This window comes from Cobetia sp. UCD-24C, assembly GCF_001306765.1.
Lineage (GTDB): Bacteria > Pseudomonadota > Gammaproteobacteria > Pseudomonadales > Halomonadaceae > Cobetia > Cobetia amphilecti.
The window spans coordinates 341,510-359,207 of the sequence record NZ_LJTD01000002.1 but is presented as its reverse complement, the minus strand read 5'-3'; the positions used below and the strand labels follow the sequence as shown (position 1 = coordinate 359,207).

The following is a 17,698-nucleotide window of genomic DNA, read 5'->3' as shown; positions in this document are numbered from 1 at the left end:
CCTGCCACCAGCAGGCCTTTTGGAACTCACCAAGGCCATAGGGCCTGGAGCATAGAACAGAGAGTGCGGGGCCTACATCAGCTCGCCGACCAGCACATAGCCATTGAGCAGGATGATGATCGCCGCGACCAGCACCCCGATGGCTGTCACCCAGTGACGATTGACCAGGTCTTCCATCAGGCGGCGGTTGGCGGTGAACATCAACAGCGGCACCAGTGCGAAGGGAATCCCGAAGCTGAGTACCACCTGGCTTGCGACCAGCACCTGCTGCTCCGGCAGCTCCATCAGGATAATGGCGATGGCCGGTGCCATGGTGATCACGCGGCGCAGCCACATCGGAATGCGGAAGTTGACGAAGCCCTGCATCACCACCTGACCGGACAGGGTGCCGACGATGGACGAGGACAGCCCCGCCAGCAGCAGCGTGAAGCCGAAGATGAGACTCGCCGCATCCTGGCCCATCAGCGGTGACAGCAGCTTGTAGCTCTCGGTGATGGAGGCCACGCCGGTCTCGCCGTTGCCGTGGAAGACCTTGGCGGCCAGCACCAGCATCGCCATGTTGATCAGCCCCGCCAGCGCCATGCCGATGATGACATCCAACCGGTAGTAGCCCATCACGCGACGACGCTGACCGCTGTCACGCACCCGGATGCGATTCTGGGACAGCGCGGAATGCAGGTAGATGACGTGGGGCATCACGGTGGCACCGAGGATACCCGCCGCCAGGAAGATGGCGTGACTATCCGGGAAGTTCGGCGACAGCAGACCATAGATGATCGGCTCCACCGGTGGGCGACTGAGAATGATCTCGAGCAGGAAACCCGCCGAGACCGCCAGTATCATCGCGCCGATGATCATTTCCATCATGCGGAAGCCGAAACGCTGCATCACCAGCACCGCATAGGTGATGGCGCCGGTCAGCAGCGCCCCTTCCAGCATGCTGAGCCCGAACAGCAGATTGAAGGCCAGCGCCGCCCCCAGGAATTCAGCCAGATCGGTCGCAATGGCGACGATCTCCGCCTGCACCCAGAAGGCCCACACCACCGGACGCGGGAAGCGTTCACGGATGACCTCGGCCAGATTCTTGCCGGTCGCCAGCCCCAGCCGCGCGGACAGGGTCTGGATCAACATCGCCATCAGGTTGGCCCACAGCACCACCCACAGCAGGGTGTAGCCATAGCGGGAGCCGGCCTCGATGTTGGTCGCGAAGTTGCCCGGGTCGATATAGGCGACGGCGGCGATCATCGCCGGGCCGAGGAATGGCAAGGCCCGGCGCAGGCGGCCAGTGAGACGGACAGGGGAAGCTGTGTGCGCACCACCGGCAGCAGAGGCAGCAGAGGCGTCGCCTTCGCTGCCCAGTGACATGCTTGCGGCATGACGTACGGATTTATCGGACATGACATTCAGCATGGGGGGAAAACCTGCCAGATCAATGACCCGCGAACAGATAAAGAAATATGCGGGAGGCTATGTGATCAGCATACACGCCAAATGTCATTGATTCTCATTAAAAATAAGCGTGATACCTGATAGGCTCCTTCAATCACCCCCCGTGGCGGACACCTATTTGCCACTGTCTTTGCCTTCCCCCTTTCCAGTTTCTTCTTGAGGCCCTTTTCCAGCTCCTTTTCCCTCCCCCCTTCCTGCATCTCTTCCAGCACCTCTGCGCGCGGCTAGCGACGATTGACCAGCAACTGGCGCAGGCGCAGTGGCTTGACCGGCTTGAGCAGAAACCCGAACCCGAGCGCGCGCGCCCTGGCCTTGAGCGGCGCCGAGTGGTCCGCGCTGATCACCACCACCGGCAGGCCCGGCCAGCGTTGCCGCAGGCGTTGCGCCTGCTTGAGGCCATCAGGCTGCCCTTCCCCAAGCTGATGATCGACGATCAAGACCTGCGGCGCGGCCACGGCCTGCTGCAACAGCACCTCGGCATCATCGGCGCAGTGGACACTCGCGCCCCAGCCCCCGAGCAATGACTGCATGCCGGCACACACCTCCCGATCATCCTCGACCACCCAGATAACGGTATCGAGCAGCGGCTGCGCGAGCGGTGACGCGCAAGGCTGGCCGGGAGAAGTCGCGTCAGCCGCTGGCCCCTCCACACTGGCAGGCTGACGAATCGGCACGCGAACCGCGAAGGCGGCGCCGCGCCCCGGCGTGCTGGTCAGCGACAGGGGGTGCTCCAGCAGGCCGGTGATGCGCTTGACGATCGCCAGCCCCAGCCCGAGGCCGCGCTGCTCGTTGTCCTGGCGCGGCGCCAGACGTCGGAATTCCTGGAAGACCACCTCGCGCTGATGCTCGGCGATGCCGGGGCCGTTGTCGGCCACGGTGATCTCCAGCCAGTCACCGCGACGCCGACACCCCAGCAGCACCCGCCCGCGCGTCGAGCCATCCGGCACATGGCGCAGCGCATTGCTCAGGAAGTTGCGCACCACTCGCGCCAGCAATTGCAGGTCCGACTCGATGCTCAGATGACTGGCCACGTAATGCAGCTCGAGCCCACGGGCAGCGCCCAGTTGGCGATATTCCTCGGCGAGCACATCCAGAAGCTCACGCACCGGAAAGACGGCGACATCCGCCGTCAGCACGCCGGCATCCAGCCGCGAGATATCGACCAGCGTGCCCAGCAGACTCTCGACATCTGCCAGCGAGCGCCCCAGCCGCGCCACCAGCTCGCCGGGCGTGGAGACACCCTGCGAAGCATCGCCCGGCGTGACGCCAGAAATGGCATCGCCCGGCAGGGAAGCATCCAGCGCCAGCCGCGCCAGTTGCTCTTCCAGGGCGCTGGCGAACAGCCGCGCGGCATTCAGGGGTTGCAGCAGGTCATGGCTGATGGCGGCGAGAAAGCGGGTCTTGGAGTGGTTGGCCGCCTCGGCGGCGGCCTTGGCAGCGGTCAGGCGTCGATTGAGCGCCCCCAGCTCATCGAGGGTGCGATGCAGGGCATCGGTACGCTCGCGCACCTGATCCGCCAGCAGTACCGCATGTTCGAAGGCGGCGTAGGGCGCGCTCGGTGAAGGGCTGCTGGATTCGACCCTCTCGATCAGGGCGGCGTTGATCTTCTCCAGCTGGCGATTGCGCGCCTTGAGGGCGGCGAGTTCGGCGCTCAGGGCGTCCGGCTCGGTCAGGGAGCCTGTCCTGGTCAGCAAGCCCTGCTCGGTCAGCGGCGTATCAGGCGACATCCTCTCCTCCCGTGCCGTCGGCAACCGAGCGGCGCTGGCCGATCACCACGCCGGTGAAGGTCTGGTTGATGTGCATGCCGTGGTGCTGCTCACCGTAGGTATTGAAGCCGATCACCCGGTGCCGCCTGAGCATGCGCGAGGCCTCATCCTCCAGCGCCAGCGCCTCGATCTCCATGCGCCGCAGGAAGCAGTCGCAGCCGATGGTCAGCGCGGGCGGCCCCAGGCGCGCCTCCACCTCGGCCAGGCGCTGCTCGAGCTGCTCGAGAATCGGCGTGGCCTGCATGGCGGTGAGCACGATGCCGGTCTCCACCGCGCAGTAGAAACTCAGACTGGCATCGTCATTCACGCGCTGGATGGAGCGCACGTAATGCGCCTCGCCGATGCGTACCGCCAGCGGACAACGCGCGAAGACCGCCTCCTCCAGCGCCTCGGGCGCGACGCCGGCCAGCCTGGCGTACTCCTCGGCGGCGGGCTCGGCATTCAGCTCCAGCACGCGGCGCGAATCACGGTCCACCGCCGTCACCACCAGCTTGTCGGCCAGCGGCGTGAGGTGATGGGTGCTGATGACCTCGAACGGCAGCCGCGTATTGACCACCACCACGACCGCCGCCTGATCATGAAAGACGCCATCGGCGTAGACATAGGTGTGCGACAGGCGATTGTCATCCCCGGCGGAGCCACCGAAGGCGGGAATGCTGCCCAGCGCCGCATCCAGCGTCGCCAGCACCTGCTCCTCGCTGCTCGAGAGCCCGTCGAGCAGCGTCAGCGCGAAGCTGTTGCCCATCACCGGCGCCACGGCCTGCTCGCGACAACGTGCCAGCAGCTCGTCACTCAGCGCCTGTGCACGCGGAAGATCGAAACCGCTCAGATCATCGATCAGCACCTGCGCCAGCGCGAAGTCACTGCGCGCAAGGCCAATGGCGGTGATGGAACCGCGCGCATAGCCCGCGGGCGTGATCTCGCCGGCGGTAGTGCAGCCGCTCACCGGCACCTCGCCGAAGGTGGCGGCCAGCGCCTGACCCAGTGCCGCCAGCGGATAATCCGCCGAGCAGAAGAACAGCACCCCGCCGAGCCGCTCACGACTTCCCAGCGCCAGATCAAGCGTTCGGGCAAGCTCAGCCACCGCCGCCTGTGGGTCCTTGAGCTGGCTGGCCGCCGTGGCCAGCGCCACGGCATGCATCTCGCTCTGTGGCTGCGCCCTTTCCTTCACGCGACTGCTGACATCCGTCATGTCCCCTCCTCCCGTCGAGCGCGGCGGAGCCGGAGATGACGATCATCCGTCGGTGTCCGGCCTAGAGCACCAGCCCGCTGGCTCTCACCACGCGTCGTTCAATGGCGCCTTCCAGCGTCTCGCGGCGGGTTCCCGCCAGCGTGACCCGCGACTTGGCCCGCGTGATGCCGGTGTAGACCAGCTCGCGGGTCAGAATCGGATTGGCGCCCTCAGGCAACACGAATAACACATGGCGGAACTCGGAACCCTGCGACTTGTGGACCGTCATCGCGAAGACCGTCTCCACCGCCTCGAGGCGTGACGGCAATACCGCGCGCACGCCACGGTGGAAGCGCTGGATGTCGGTGTCCTGCCCGTCACGCTCGGCGTCTGACGTCGCCTCCTCCTCGACCGGGAAGAACACGCGCAGGCGCCCGCCGGCGGCGGGATCCGGCAGGGTGATGCCGACATCGCCGTTGTAGAGCCCCAACGCGCGGTCATTGCGCGTCACCATCACCGGGCGACCGGCGTACCAGCCGCGCTCATCGTCGATCAGTCCACGCCGCATCAGCACCCGCGCCACGCGCTGGTTGAGGCCATCGACGCCGTAGGGGCCACGGCGCAGCGCGCACAGCAGCTGGAACTCGAGCAGCAGGTCGATCACCTCACGCGCCGGGCGCCGCTCACGCACGGCCTCCAGCGCCGGGCGGTAGCCATTGACTACTAGCTTCTCGAGATCGCGGTCCTCCGGGCCACTGAGCTTGAGCCAGGCGATGTCGCGATAACCGGCCTTCCAGACATCGCGCAGCGCCTGACGATCCCCGGCGTTGCTGGCGCGTGCCAGGGCGCCGATGCCACTGTCGGCAGAGAAGCGATAGCTATTCTGCAGCACCACCACGTGATCGGCGAGTCGGCCGCGTGTCGCACTCGAGACTTGCGGGGCCTCCTGGCTATCACCAGCAGGCTGGCCCTCTGCTGCCTCGGGCGCGGCGATGGCCTGCTCCAGGGTTTCGCCGGTCAGGCGGCTCAAGTCGGCACACAGCGCCGGTGAATAGCGCGGCGGCAACGCATGCTCGCAGAGATCGCCCAGCACGGCGCCGGCTTCCACCGAGGCCAGCTGGTCCTTGTCGCCGAGCAGAATCAGGCGGGCGTGGGCGGGCAGTGCCCCGAGTAGCGCGGCCATCAGGTCAAGATCGACCATCGAGGCCTCGTCCACCACCAGCAGATCCAGCGCCAGCGGGTTGCCGGCGTGATGGCGGAAATGGCGCGAATCCGGACGTGCGCCCAGCAGGCGGTGCACGGTGCTTGCCTCGCGCGGGATGGCGGCGCGTACCGCGTCTGGCACCTCGAGCTTCGCCACCGCCCCCCGGATCGACTCCGACAGTCGCGCCGCCGCCTTGCCGGTCGGGGCGACCAGGCGGATATCCAGCGCCCGCCGCTCGTGCGGATGGCCTGTCTCATCGCTCTCCACCTCGCCCTCTGCACCGTCAGTCCCCCCCCCCAGCGCCTGAGCCTGCAACAGCGCCAACAGGCGCGTGACGGTGGTGGTCTTGCCGGTACCGGGACCGCCGGAGATCACCGTCAGGCGCTGACGCAGCGCCAGGGCGCAGGCCAGCTTCTGCCAGTCCGGCGCGCCGTGGGGGTCCGGCTGATTGCTGGCGAACAGCTCACGCAGACGCTCGCCCAGCGCATCACTGACCCGTGTCTCGCCCTCCTCGCTCGGCCCCATCCGCGCACGCAGCCCCGCCGCGACTTCACGCTCGGCCTGCCAGTAACGCCGCAGATAGAGGCGCTCGCCCACCAGCACCAGCGGGCGCAGCGGCAGATGACCCGCCGGGGAGTCGGCCTGCGCCAGCACGCTGACCAGCCGCGATGCCGCCAGCTGCTCGGCCCAGCGGCCGGCATCGAGATCCGCCAGGAAGGCCTCCGGCAGGGCCACGCTGACCTCGGCCAGGTGCGCCTCGGACTGCTCCAGCGGCGGCAGCGACAGGGTCGCGCGTGGCTCGGCCAGCGCCCGCGACAGCGACAGGCACACATGCCCGCGTCCCAGCTGGTGGCTGGCCAACGCGGCCGCCAACAATACGCTGGCCGGGGCCTCCGGCACATGGCGCGCCATGAAGCGCACCAGATGGGCATCGACGCGCCTAAGCCAGCCCAGCTCCACCCACAGTCCGAGCGTGGCGAGCAGGGTGTCGGCAGTCGGGGCGTCAGGGGCAGCGCTGTGCTGCTGCGTTGGCACAGACATGGTGTCAGACATCGAAGGCCCCCTGCTGGCCGCTTTGCGTGAGTGGCGAGGTGTCGGTGGTGTTGAGGAGCAGGCTATCCAATGCGGAGCTGTCGCCGCCCAGCCAGAGATCCAGCGCCTCGATCAGCGCCTGTGATGGCCGGCGCTGGAAGACGCCGGGCGTCGCTGTCCCTTCAAAAGGCCGGCCGGGCGTCGCTGTCCCTTCAAGGGGCCGGCCGGGCGTCGCTTCAGTCTCATCCACCGCAAGCGCGGGTGAATCACCGCCGGCATCCAGGCCGCGCAGGAAGACATACAGCACTCCGCCCATGCAGCGCTCGTAATCGTAGTCCTCACCGAGGCGCGCCTTGAGCAGACGATGCAGCGCGAGGGTGTAGAGCACGTATTGCAGGTCGTAGCGGTGCTCGACCATGGCGCGGGCCAGTGACTCGCCAAGATAATCCTCGGGGCGCTCGCCCAGATAGTTGGATTTCCAGTCCAGCACGTACCAGCGCCCGCCAGACTGGAAGGTCAGATCGATGAAGCCCTTGAGCATGCCGTGCATGCGGCGTGGCGCGAGCCTGGGCCGCGAGCGCGGCAACGGCTCCAGCGCGGTGACCACGGCGTCCAGCGGCAGACTGCGCGCGTGTACGGCCGGCAGCCAGAATTCCAGCTCCGGCTGCCAGGCCTCGAGTCGATTGAGCAGGATAGGCTCGCCCTCGAAGCCCTGCAGCGGACGGGTCAGTGCCTGCTCCAGCCAGTCGGTGAGACGTGGCTGCCAGCTGGCATCGAAGCCACCGAAATGCAGCCGCGAGCCCACCAGCCGCTCAAGCTCGCCGCGATAGTCATCCGCACCGAGGCGATCGAGATCCACCGCCTCCAGCAGCCCGTGCAGGAAGGTCCCCGGGCGCGGTCCGCGCGGGAAGTCATGCAGATGGATCTCGCCCACCGTCATCGGCAGGCCGCCAGCCAGCAGCGGGCCGGACTGGCCTGCCACCTCGCGGTCCGGGCGCGTCAGGCCCTGCTCGCCTTCTTCCAGCGCGATCTCGGTGGCGCCTTCGGGCACGCGGTCATCCTCGGCATCGCCGGTGTCTTCCAGCGCCGCCGTCACCTGACGGGCATCCGTGAGCAAGGCGGTGTAGGAGGCGATCCACCAGTCATCCTCGATGCCGCCGGCGAAGTGACGCGCGCCGTGGAAGTGCTGATCGCGCTCCGCCGGTGGCTGATAGTCATGACCGGGCAACTCCGGCAGACCGGACACGCGAGCGAGTCCGGCCGACTGCTGTTCACACCAGCCGTGCAGCGCAGCCTCGATGGCGCTGGCCTCGATCTCCTCGTTGTCACTCAGGCCGAGCAGATAACCGATGGCGGTGACGGGCAGGCTGAGCTGCTTGCTGAAGCCGCCCTTGCCGATGGGCGCCAGTCCCAGCCAGCAGGCGAACTTGGGCCGTGTCAGCGCCACGTAGAGCAGACGCACGTCTTCCATCAGACGTGCATGGTCGGCCGCCGCGATGGCCTCCTTGGAGGGCTTCTTGACCAGGATGCTGTCATCCAGCGCCATGTCCGGCTCTGCCGCCGCTGGCAAATCGGTCTTTGCACCGGCTACCTGCTGTGCATCGGCCTCTGCCTTCTCTTCAGCCACAGTCAGCCAGCGCTGCTTGAGGGTCAGCAGGCCGAAATTCCTGTCCGGCTCGGCGGCGCGGAAGCTGGCCATGAACGGCAACAGCACGATGGGATACTCGAGCCCCTTGGACTTGTGGATGGTGACGACGCGCACCAGCCCCTCATCACTTTCCAGTCGCTGACTGAGGCTGTCGCTGTCCAGCGCTTCATGGCCGGATTCCAGCGCCTGATGCCACCAGCGCAGCAGCGCCTGCTCGCCATCGAGGCGCTGGGCGGCATTCTGGGCCAGCTCACCAAGGTGCAGCACGTCCGTCAGGGCACGCTCGCCCCCGGCGCGCGCCGCCAACCGCTCACCGACCCGGAAGTCGCGCATCACGCCGCGCAGCATCGGCAGCACACCGCGCCGTTGCCAGTCGCGGTGGTAGCCATCGAAGCGCTCGACTTCACGCTCCCAGGCCAGCTCATCCACCGCGAGGCGTTCGACCAGCGAGAGATCCTCGGCCAGCAGCCGCGTCGCCAGCGCCGCGCGCAGACGGCGGTCATCACGCGGATGGGCCACGGCCTCGAACAGCTGCAGCAGCTCGAAGGCCTCCGGCGTGTCGAATACCGAGCTCTTCTCGCTCAAATAGACGCTGCGGATACCGCCTTCGGCCAGCGCGCCACGCACCGCCGCGGCCTCACGGCCATTGCGTACCAGCACGGCGATATCGCTGGCGGCCACGCCACGTGGCGTCGCATCGCCTTCGTCCATGAACACCAGCCCCGGCTCGCCCGCCGTCAGACGCTGCTGTCCTTCCAGCAAGGCCTGGATCTGGGCGCGACAGGCACCACTCATGGCGCGGCGGTGGTCATCGGCGCTCAGACGCTCACCGCTGGCCCACCACAGGTTCAGCGCGCAGGCGGCCTCTTCGCGGCCATCCGCATGACGCAGCACCAGCCGGGTGCGTGTGCCCTGGGCCTCGACCGGCTGGAAGGGAATGTCCTCACTGCCGAAGGGTGCCTGATGCTGGGCGAACAGGGCATTCACCGCGGACACCATCGCGGCGCTGGAGCGGAAGTTGCGCGGCAGGGTGAAGCGCGAGCTGGTGACCTTGCGCGCCGCCAGATAGGTGTCGATATCGGCGCCGCGGAAGGCATAGATGGCCTGCTTGGGGTCACCGATCATCAACAGCGTGCTGGGCGCCTCGCCAGCATTGCCATTGACGGCATCGTTGCCGATGGCATCGTCGTCGGACGGGCCATCGCCCGCCGTCTGCGGATAGATGCGCCGGAAGATGCGGTACTGGACCGGATCGGTGTCCTGGAATTCGTCGATCATCGCCACCGGCAGCTCCTGACGGATCTGGCGCGCCAGACGCTGGCTGGCCTCGCCATTGAGCGTCGGGTCCAGCGCGTGATCGAGATCATTGAGCAGATCCGAGAATTCCCACAGCCCGAGGCGGCGCTTCTCGCAGATCAGGGCGCGGGCGACGCTGTCACGCGCATGCACGGCGACCTGATCCAGCAGTACGGCATCCGGGGCGGGCACCTCGGCCAGCATGTCCAGCGCCGCGAAGAAGGGGTGGCGCGGCGTCTGGCAGTTCTTCTTGGTGCCCTTCTCGAGCTTGGCCTGACTCAGCCAGCACAGCTTCTTGCTGTCGAGCATGTCGGCGGCGAAGTCGTGCTCGCCGCTGGCCAGCCAGGCGGCCGTCGCCGCCAGGCGAGGCTCGAGTTCGGCCTCCTTGTAGCTGTTGCCGTTGAGGGCCTTGCTGGCGAAGGCCTCGCCCATCACCGCACGGATGGCCGGCTCATCGAAGCTTTCCTCGACGGCGCGCCGTGCGGCCTCCTGCTGCTGACGCCACTGTTCGGCATTGCCGAGCAGCTCGCTCAGGTCATGCGGGGCCTCAAGACATTCGCCGTCGCGGTACAGCGGGCGCGGCGTGCCATCCCGCAGCAGGCCACGCAGCTCTTCTCCCAACGCGTCAGGCCCGGCCCAACGCCCACGGATCAACGCCTGCCACTCGCGGGCCAGCGGATAGAACTCGCAGCGCCAGTAATCCTCGACGCAGCGCGCCAGCAGCGACTGGCCATCCTGCAACAGCTCGGCGCCGAAGCGTCCGCCAGCATCGAAGGCATGTCGGCTGAGCATGCGCTGGCAGAAGCCGTGGATGGTGAAGATGGCGGCGTCATCCATCAGGCGCGCGGCCTGATCGAGGCGCCGTGCCGCGGCAGCCTTGAGGCGAGATGCGTCCTCGACAGGTGATGGTGTCAGCAGCGGCGCGAGCAACTCGGCCAGCACCGGATCAGGACTGGCACGCTCCAGCAGCGCCTCACGCGCCTGCTTGAGGCGTGCCCGAATGCGGTCACGCAGCTCGGCGGTGGCGGCTTCGGTGAAGGTCACCACCAGAATCTCCGGCGGCGTCAGCGGGCGCGGATAGCAGACGCCCGCGTCCTGGCCGGGCAAGGGCCCGAGCACCAGCCGCACGTAGAGCGCGGCGAGGGTGAAGGTCTTGCCGGTACCGGCACTCGCCTCGATCAGGTGCTGACCGAGCAGCGGCAGCGTCGGAATATCGAGGGCCTGGCCCTGCTGGCTCTGATCCATCTCGTCACTCATTGCCGCTTCCTTGTCCTGAGCGATGCCACTCCTCACGCCACTCTCCACACCGCGCATGTCTTCCACTCCGGTATCGCTCATGGCGTCGCCTTCCCGGTGGCAAGCTCCACCGCGCGTTCGCCGAGAATGCCCTGCCGCACGCCGATCATGCTCTCGATCAGTGGCTGATAGAGCTGCACGCTGTTGAGCACGCCGCCGGCCTGTGCAAAGGCCTCGAACTCCGGCCACAGCTCGCCCAGCGCTCCCTCCTGACGCCTGAGCGCCTGGGGGCCCTTGAAGATGTCTTCGCTGAAGCGGGTTTCCATGGCGCGCGTCAGACTCTCACCAAGCCAGGGCTTGTGAATGGCCCCGAGCGCCGTCTCAAGGTTTGCGTTGCCGTCCGCGGCCTGCGCCTTGAGCGCGCCGAACAGGGCATTGCGATCCTCCTCGCCCACCACCTCCCAGAGGGTGGTCGCCAGTTCCAGCGCGGCCGCCAGCGGCGCCTGCCAGCCCTGGGCATACGCCTTGACGAGATGGCGCAGCGCGGCCTCGGCCTGCTCGATGCGCAGCGCGGGGAACAGCAGCCAGCGGTCCTCGAACACCGCAAGCCACTGATAGCCTTCACGGCTTGCGCCCTGATCACCTGCCACTTCCCCGAGGCCGGGACGCGCATTGGCCATCAGCCAGTCGAGGTAGCCGGCCAGCAGACGATGCGGCTTGCCGAGCTTCTTGTAGCGCCCTTCCTTGCCGGGCTTGAGGGTGCCGAAGTGGGTCGCCTCCAGCGTGGCCAGCAGGCGGCTTTCGCCCTCGGCGTCATCGCGCAGCTGCTGACGACTGATCAGACGCGTAGTGAGGGTCACGCGCAGCATCTCGCCGCCCTCATCCTGCATGATCAGCGGTACCTCGAGGGTGCGCGGCGGCAGCGAGAGGGCATCGCTGAGCTGGTCACGCCAGCTGGCCAACTCCTGATCCAGGCGCTTGAGGCGCGGTTCGATCAAGGCATCGGCAAAGCCCAGCGCCGGCAGCCGCCCGGCCCGGCGCAGACGTTCGGCGGCCAGCGGCAGTGACTGCCCGGCAAGCGCGGCGTCCAGCAGCTCGCGGGTCAGGGTGAAGTTCTCCAGCCCGTCGGGGGCGAAGGGTTCGTTGTCTTCATCCGGCACCTCGGCATCGCGGAAGCGCACGCCGACGCGGTCCAGCCCCAGCTGCCAGGGGCGGCGCAGGAAGCGCGCCAGCGAATCGGCACCGAGGCGCAGATGGGACTCCGGCGCCTGCTCCACCAGCTGCCTCAAAGCAGTCGCTGCCGCCGCTTTCACCTGACTGGCATTGCTTGGGTTTTCCTGAAATGTTTCAGGCACTTGAACCTGACCCGCCGCGCGATACAGGCTCGACCAACTGGCGTCATAGCTGAACAGATCGATGACCGCCGCCTGGGAGGCATGGAAATAGTGCCGCGAGAACGGCTGCAGCGGGTGTTCGGTGATCAGGCGCTCACGCAGCGCCGCCTCCCGCGAACGCTTGGCGGAGTGCGGCTGCTCGGACTCCCAGCCCAGCTCGATGTAGTCGAGCAGTTCACCGACCAGTACCGAGGGCGGCCGCTCGCCGTTGTCGCGCTGGTCACGCCCGACCCACGAGATCGACAGGCGATCCCGCGCCGCCAGCAGCGCCTCCAGGAACAGGTAGCGATCATCGTCGCGGCGTGAGCGGTCGCCCGCCTGCGGGCGGCTGGCCATCAGGTCGAAATCCTGCGGCATGCGCACCCGTGGGTAGTCGCCATCATTCATGCCCAGCAGGTGCACTTCGCGGAAGGGAATCGCACGCATCGGCATCAGGGTGGCGAAGTTGACGCGCCCGGCGAGAAAGCGCTGGGCGAGACCGCCGCTGTCCAGCTCGCCGCGCAGCGCCTCGCGCACCACCTTGAGCGACAGGCAGCCCTCGAAACCGGCCTGCTGCCAGCCCTTGTCGAGGCGTGAGAGCGCCGCCTGCAGACGCGCCAGAATGTCGAATTCCTCGGCGCTGTCCGGGCTGAGGCTCTCTTCCCACAGCCGCTGCAGCGTGGTGGCCCAGTCCGCCGGCGTACGCGAGGTATCCAACCAGCGCCGCCAACGATCCAGGCTCTCGATCAGCTCGCCGACCTTGCCTGCCAGCTCGGCCTCGAGACCGGCCACTTCATCGAAGGGCACCACGCCGTCGAAGCTCAGGCCGTTCATGTCGACAAGGCCGTCCATCAAGTCGTCCCTCTGGCCGTCCATCAGGTCGGCGCTCTGCTCATCGCCAACTACCCCCTGCGTCGGGGCGCCGGCCGCCGGGGAGCCGGCCTCCGGGGCGCCGGTGGCGTAGCCCAGCAGCATGCGCTCGAGGCCGAAGCGCCAGCTGTTCTCGTCGAGTGGCATGAAGCCGAGCTGCTCCCGGTGCTCACCGGAGAGTCCCCAGCGCACGCCGCTGTCGGCCAGCCAGCGCCGCAGACGCTCGAGCTCGCCCTCCTCGATGGCGAAACGACGCCGGAAGGCGGCGACATCCAGCGCATCCAGCACCTCGCTGACGCCGAGGCGGCGCTCCGGCAGCTCCAGCAACATCAGCACCAGCCCGAGCAGCGGATTGGCCTGACTGGCCACGCGGTCGGCGATGGTGAAGGGAATATGGCGCGGATTGCCCGGCGGCAGCTGACCGAACACCGCCTCGATATAGGGGGCATATCTGTCGATGTCCGGCACCATCACCAGGATGTCGCGCGGCCGCAGCGGCTCGCCCTCGCCACGTTTCTCGGCGTCATGGGCCCGCTCGAAGGCCGCCAGCAGGCGGTCATGGAGGATCTCGACCTCACGCAGCGCCGAGTGGGCGCTGACCAGACTGATGGAGTCGTCATCGGCCGCGAGCTCCCGCGGACTGCCCTCGGCCAGGGCGCGCTCGCCGGGGTGGACCAGCTCGAGTATCTCGTCCTGGATCTGCTGCAGCAGCGGTGCCTGCTCGGGTGGCATGTCCTCGCTGATACGCGGCACGAAGACGTCCAGCTCGAGATCGAAGCCGCTGTCGCGCCCCGACAGTGCACTCTCGAATTCATACAGGCTGACGATGAAGTCACGCCCCTGTGCGCCAAGCCCTGCCAGCAGCGGGTTGGCCTTGAGGTGCAACTCCTCCTCCGCCAGCCCGATCAACGCCGGCGCCTCGGGGTGTCGGGCACGCTGTTGCGCGAGGCGCTCGCTGTCCATGCGCTGGCTGTCTGCTCGCGAACTGCGCCGCACGGCTTCGCGGTCGGAGACGATATCGCCCCAGTAATGGCGGCAGGGATTGGTGATCATCAGGTAGATGTCCATCACCCCGGACAGCGCATGCAGCGCATCCAGCGTCTGGCCCGGCAACGCCGAGATACCGAACACGAACAGGCGTGGCGGCAGTGGATGACGGCGTGTCGAGGGCAGTGTCTCCAGCGCACGCGCCGCCGCGACGAAGCGACCATGCAGGGCGGCGCGGTGGTGCTGGCGACTGCTGGATGGCGCATCGGCCAGCACCGCTCGCCACAGTGCCGGCTGCCACTGCTGGCTGTCCGGCAGGTTGTCGGGCAGCAGATTGGCCGGCAGCTCGCTTGCGGCTTGCTGGCGCGCGAAGGCATCCCGGAAGTTGTCGTCTTCCAGCCCGCTCTCCCAACTGCGTACCCACTCGGGGCGATAGTTGAGGTACTGATCGAACAGGTCCGCCAGCTGGCAGGCCAGCTGCCACTGCTGACGCTCAGCCTCCGGGCCTTCGGGCAGCGCTGGCAATGCGTCCTCACCAACCGCCTCGATCAACTGGCCACGCTCATCGCGACACAGGTAATCCCTGAGCGGCGCATAGCATTCGGCCTGGGATTCATCGGCCAGCAGCCCCGGCAGCAGGCGCAGCAGACGCCAGGCAAGCGGGCCCTTGTCGAAGGGCGACAGCTCCGGAATCTCGTCGCCCAGCACGCCGCCCAATACCCCGCGATAGGCGCGCCACACGAAGCTTGAGGGCAGTGGAAAATCCACCGAGGCGGCGATGCCATCGGCCTCGGCCAATGACAATCTCAGCCACTGGGCCATGCCGTTGGACTGGACGAGGAAGGTTTCCGGCACCAGCGGAGGCTGAGGCGCGGCCTTGATCACCTTGAGGGCCAGATCGCGCAGGTCCTCGAGGTGATTGGCGTGAAGAACGGTAAACATGCGGGCATCCTGCTGGGAGTGACAACCCGGCCATCGTGGCCGTGGCAAGCCGCTGCGCGGAAGAGACAATGAATGGCTCTATCCTAGCGTCGCCGTGGCGCCGGCCCAAACGAAAAACGCGCACCACCCAGAGGGTGATGCGCGTTTTCAGGCAGAGGCAGGCCACAAGGCCTGCACCTCATCCTGCGATAGCAGATACGCTGATCAGACGATGCGCATCAGTTCGCGGCCACGCGGGCTGATCGCCAGCCACAGGCCGAGCACCACGCCCATCAGCGACAGCGCCGCCACGTACCAGGTGGGCGACAGCGGCGAGACGGTCATCATCAGCGAGACCAGAATCGGCGTGAAGCCACCGAAAATGGCGTAGGCGACATTGTAGGAGAACGACAGGCCGGTGAAGCGCACCGCCGGCGGGAAGCCGCGGATCGCGATGCTCGGCACCGCGCCGACGATGCCGACGCTGAAGCCGGTCAGGCAGTAGAGCGGCACCAGCAGGCTGGGGTCTGAGTGCATGGTGGCGAGGAAGACCCAGTAGGTGATGCCCAGCAAGGCGCTCCACAGCACCAGGGTGACGCCGGCGCCGATGCGATCGACCATGTAACCGGAGACGATGCAGCCGACGCACACCGCCACGATCGCCAGACTGTTGGCGGAGAAGGCCGCGGCACGGCTCAGGCCCTCGAGGCCCGCGATCAGGCTCGGCGTCATCAGGATCACGACCACGATGGCAGCGGTCAGAATCCAGGTGACCGCCATCGCCACGGCAATCGCCGGACGCTGTTCCCGCAGGATCATCTTCAAGGGCAGCTCGGCGGCCAGCGCCTTCTTCTGCTGCATCTCGGCGAATACCGGCGTCTCGTGCAACCAGCGACGCAGATAGACCGAGAACAGCCCGAACACGCCGCCGATGATGAACGGAATCCGCCAGGCGAAATCACTGACCTCTTGCGGGGTGTAGACACTGTTGATGGCGCTGGCCATCAGCGAGCCGAGCAGGATGCCCCCCACCAGCCCCATCGAGAGCGTGCCGCAGGCCAGACCATTGTGACGCGGTGCGACGTGCTCGCTGACGAACACCCAGGCACCCGGCACCTCACCGCCGACTGCCGCGCCCTGGAACAGACGCAGGATGATCAGCAGCAGCGGCGCCCACATGCCGATGACGGCATAGGTCGGCAGCATGCCCATCAGCAGGGTCGGGAGCGACATCATGAAGATGGACAGCGTGAACATCTTCTTGCGGCCCAGCGTATCGCCAAAGTGGGCCATGATGATGCCACCCAGCGGGCGCGCCAGATAACCGGCGGCGAAGATGCCGAAGGTCTGCACCTGACGCAGCCACTCGGGAATGTCGGGCGGGAAGAACAGCTGGCCGACGACAGTGGCGAAGAACACGAAGATGACGAAGTCATAGAACTCGAGGGCGCCGCCGAGAGCGGACAGACCGAGCACCTTGATGTCACCACGCTTGAGCGAATTTTCGTTGGGCAAATCGTGAGCAGCGGAGGCGGAGCCCGCTGCGGGGACGGAATCGTTCATGGATCTCTGTTTAGCGGGGGCTGGTGTCCAGCGATGGTCAAGGGTGATTCACGCGTCGCACATCTTGTCTTGGAGGCTTTCAGTCGGGGAGACATCATCGATCACGGAGCGGAAGTCGTGCTGATGATGACTGAAAGCACCGGGGTTGCCCCGGAGGCGTGGCGATCATGCGGAATCCTGCCAGCGTACGACGCATCACTGTATTGCAAAAAACACAATACAGATCGATGCAATCATGCGTCTCATGTATCGCGTCCAGAGTAGCAAAGGCGACCTTGGCTGGGTAGCGTTCGCTCACTGTTTGGCAGGGGTCTTGCGGGAAATCACGCCGACCTTGCCAAGAGTTGGCATGAAAAACCCCGGCGCCTCGAGAAGGCGGACCGGGGTGGTGAACGTCCTCCTGTGCAGTTCAAGCAATGAGGGACGTGATGGGTGTCATGCAGTGAGTCATCTTCCCGCGCCTGCCGGGCGACGCCCGAGACCTGGATTCAAGCTCAGGTTCATCGACAAGCGTCAGCTGCAGTAGCCCCAGCCTTCCAGGCGCTGACGAATGTCCTCGACCCGCTGGCGGTTCTTGCCGAGATCGGAATGCCCTCTGCGCGAGACGCTGCGCACATGGCAGACCCCCTCCTCTTCATTGCAGACAATTTCCACATCATCGACGAAGCCCAGCACGGGGGTGTGGAACTCGGCGTGCAGATAGCCGCCATCTTCGCTGACGATTTCAGCATGGCCCATCGATTCTATGATGCCGTGCAACTTCTCCATCGCACTGACGCAGCAATCCTGCGGCATCGGGAGTGGCGCGACATAATGCTTGCTGTCAGTGGCCTGGGAGCTGACCCCGTTGGGGGTGCTGGGGGCCGGAGCCAGCATGCCATCATGCAGGCCGAGATTGTCGGGACGAGGTGAAGCAAAAAGACCTTGGCGCATTTCGAATCCTTCCTGTCATCTCTGGGCGTCGGTAACAGCATCCTCTGTCACCAGCCTGATTGTTATCCAAGTCAGCTTGAAGACGTTGCGAAGACTGTGCGCAAGAAAGCCACATGCGGGCTTCTCCGCTTATGTGATTCGCTTGAGGCAACTCCCACACGCTGCCATCGCGTGGGCTTGTCGGTGAATGACAAGGGCCTCGACTTTCAGCGTAGCGACTTTTGTCGATTTTGCCCGTGGAAGGGTTTG

Annotated in this window: 8 protein-coding genes; all 8 read right to left on the bottom strand. The window is 66.7% G+C overall.

Annotation, left to right across the window (positions count from 1 at the left end; genetic code table 11):
• Positions 1-72: 72 nt before the first annotated feature.
• Positions 73-1,398, bottom strand: coding sequence for an Nramp family divalent metal transporter (locus tag AOG28_RS03785; protein WP_235506937.1), 1,326 nt, complete (start codon positions 1,396-1,398; stop codon positions 73-75).
• Positions 1,399-1,673: 275 nt separating this feature from the next.
• Complete coding sequence (locus AOG28_RS03780; RefSeq protein ID WP_082388211.1) at positions 1,674-3,176, bottom strand: ATP-binding response regulator; 1,503 nt, start codon at positions 3,174-3,176, stop codon at positions 1,674-1,676.
• The gene (gene nosP / locus AOG28_RS03775; RefSeq protein WP_054555441.1) at positions 3,166-4,356 is read right to left on the bottom strand and encodes a nitric oxide-sensing protein NosP; all 1,191 of its coding nucleotides are present in this window, start codon (positions 4,354-4,356) and stop codon (positions 3,166-3,168) included. Before nosP ends, AOG28_RS03780 begins: the two co-directional genes overlap by 11 nt.
• A gap of 112 nt (positions 4,357-4,468) precedes the next feature.
• The gene (gene recD, locus AOG28_RS03770; RefSeq protein WP_235506936.1) at positions 4,469-6,631 is read right to left on the bottom strand and encodes an exodeoxyribonuclease V subunit alpha; all 2,163 of its coding nucleotides are present in this window, start codon (positions 6,629-6,631) and stop codon (positions 4,469-4,471) included.
• 4 nt (positions 6,632-6,635) lie between these two features.
• Positions 6,636-10,904 carry an exodeoxyribonuclease V subunit beta gene (recB, locus tag AOG28_RS03765; RefSeq protein WP_054555356.1) on the bottom strand — a complete coding sequence of 1,423 codons (4,269 nt, stop codon included), beginning with the start codon at positions 10,902-10,904 and terminating at the stop codon, positions 6,636-6,638.
• A complete protein-coding gene (gene recC / locus AOG28_RS03760; RefSeq protein ID WP_054555355.1) occupies positions 10,901-14,974 on the bottom strand; it encodes an exodeoxyribonuclease V subunit gamma in 4,074 nt (1,357 codons plus the stop codon). Before recC ends, recB begins: the two co-directional genes overlap by 4 nt.
• A gap of 204 nt (positions 14,975-15,178) precedes the next feature.
• Entirely contained in the window at positions 15,179-16,516 is a 1,338-nt protein-coding gene (locus AOG28_RS03755; protein ID WP_052384471.1) for an MFS transporter, read from the bottom strand.
• Positions 16,517-17,029: 513 nt separating this feature from the next.
• The gene (locus AOG28_RS03750; RefSeq protein ID WP_043333122.1) at positions 17,030-17,449 is read right to left on the bottom strand and encodes a DUF1499 domain-containing protein; all 420 of its coding nucleotides are present in this window, start codon (positions 17,447-17,449) and stop codon (positions 17,030-17,032) included.
• Between the last annotated feature and the right edge of the window lie 249 nt (positions 17,450-17,698).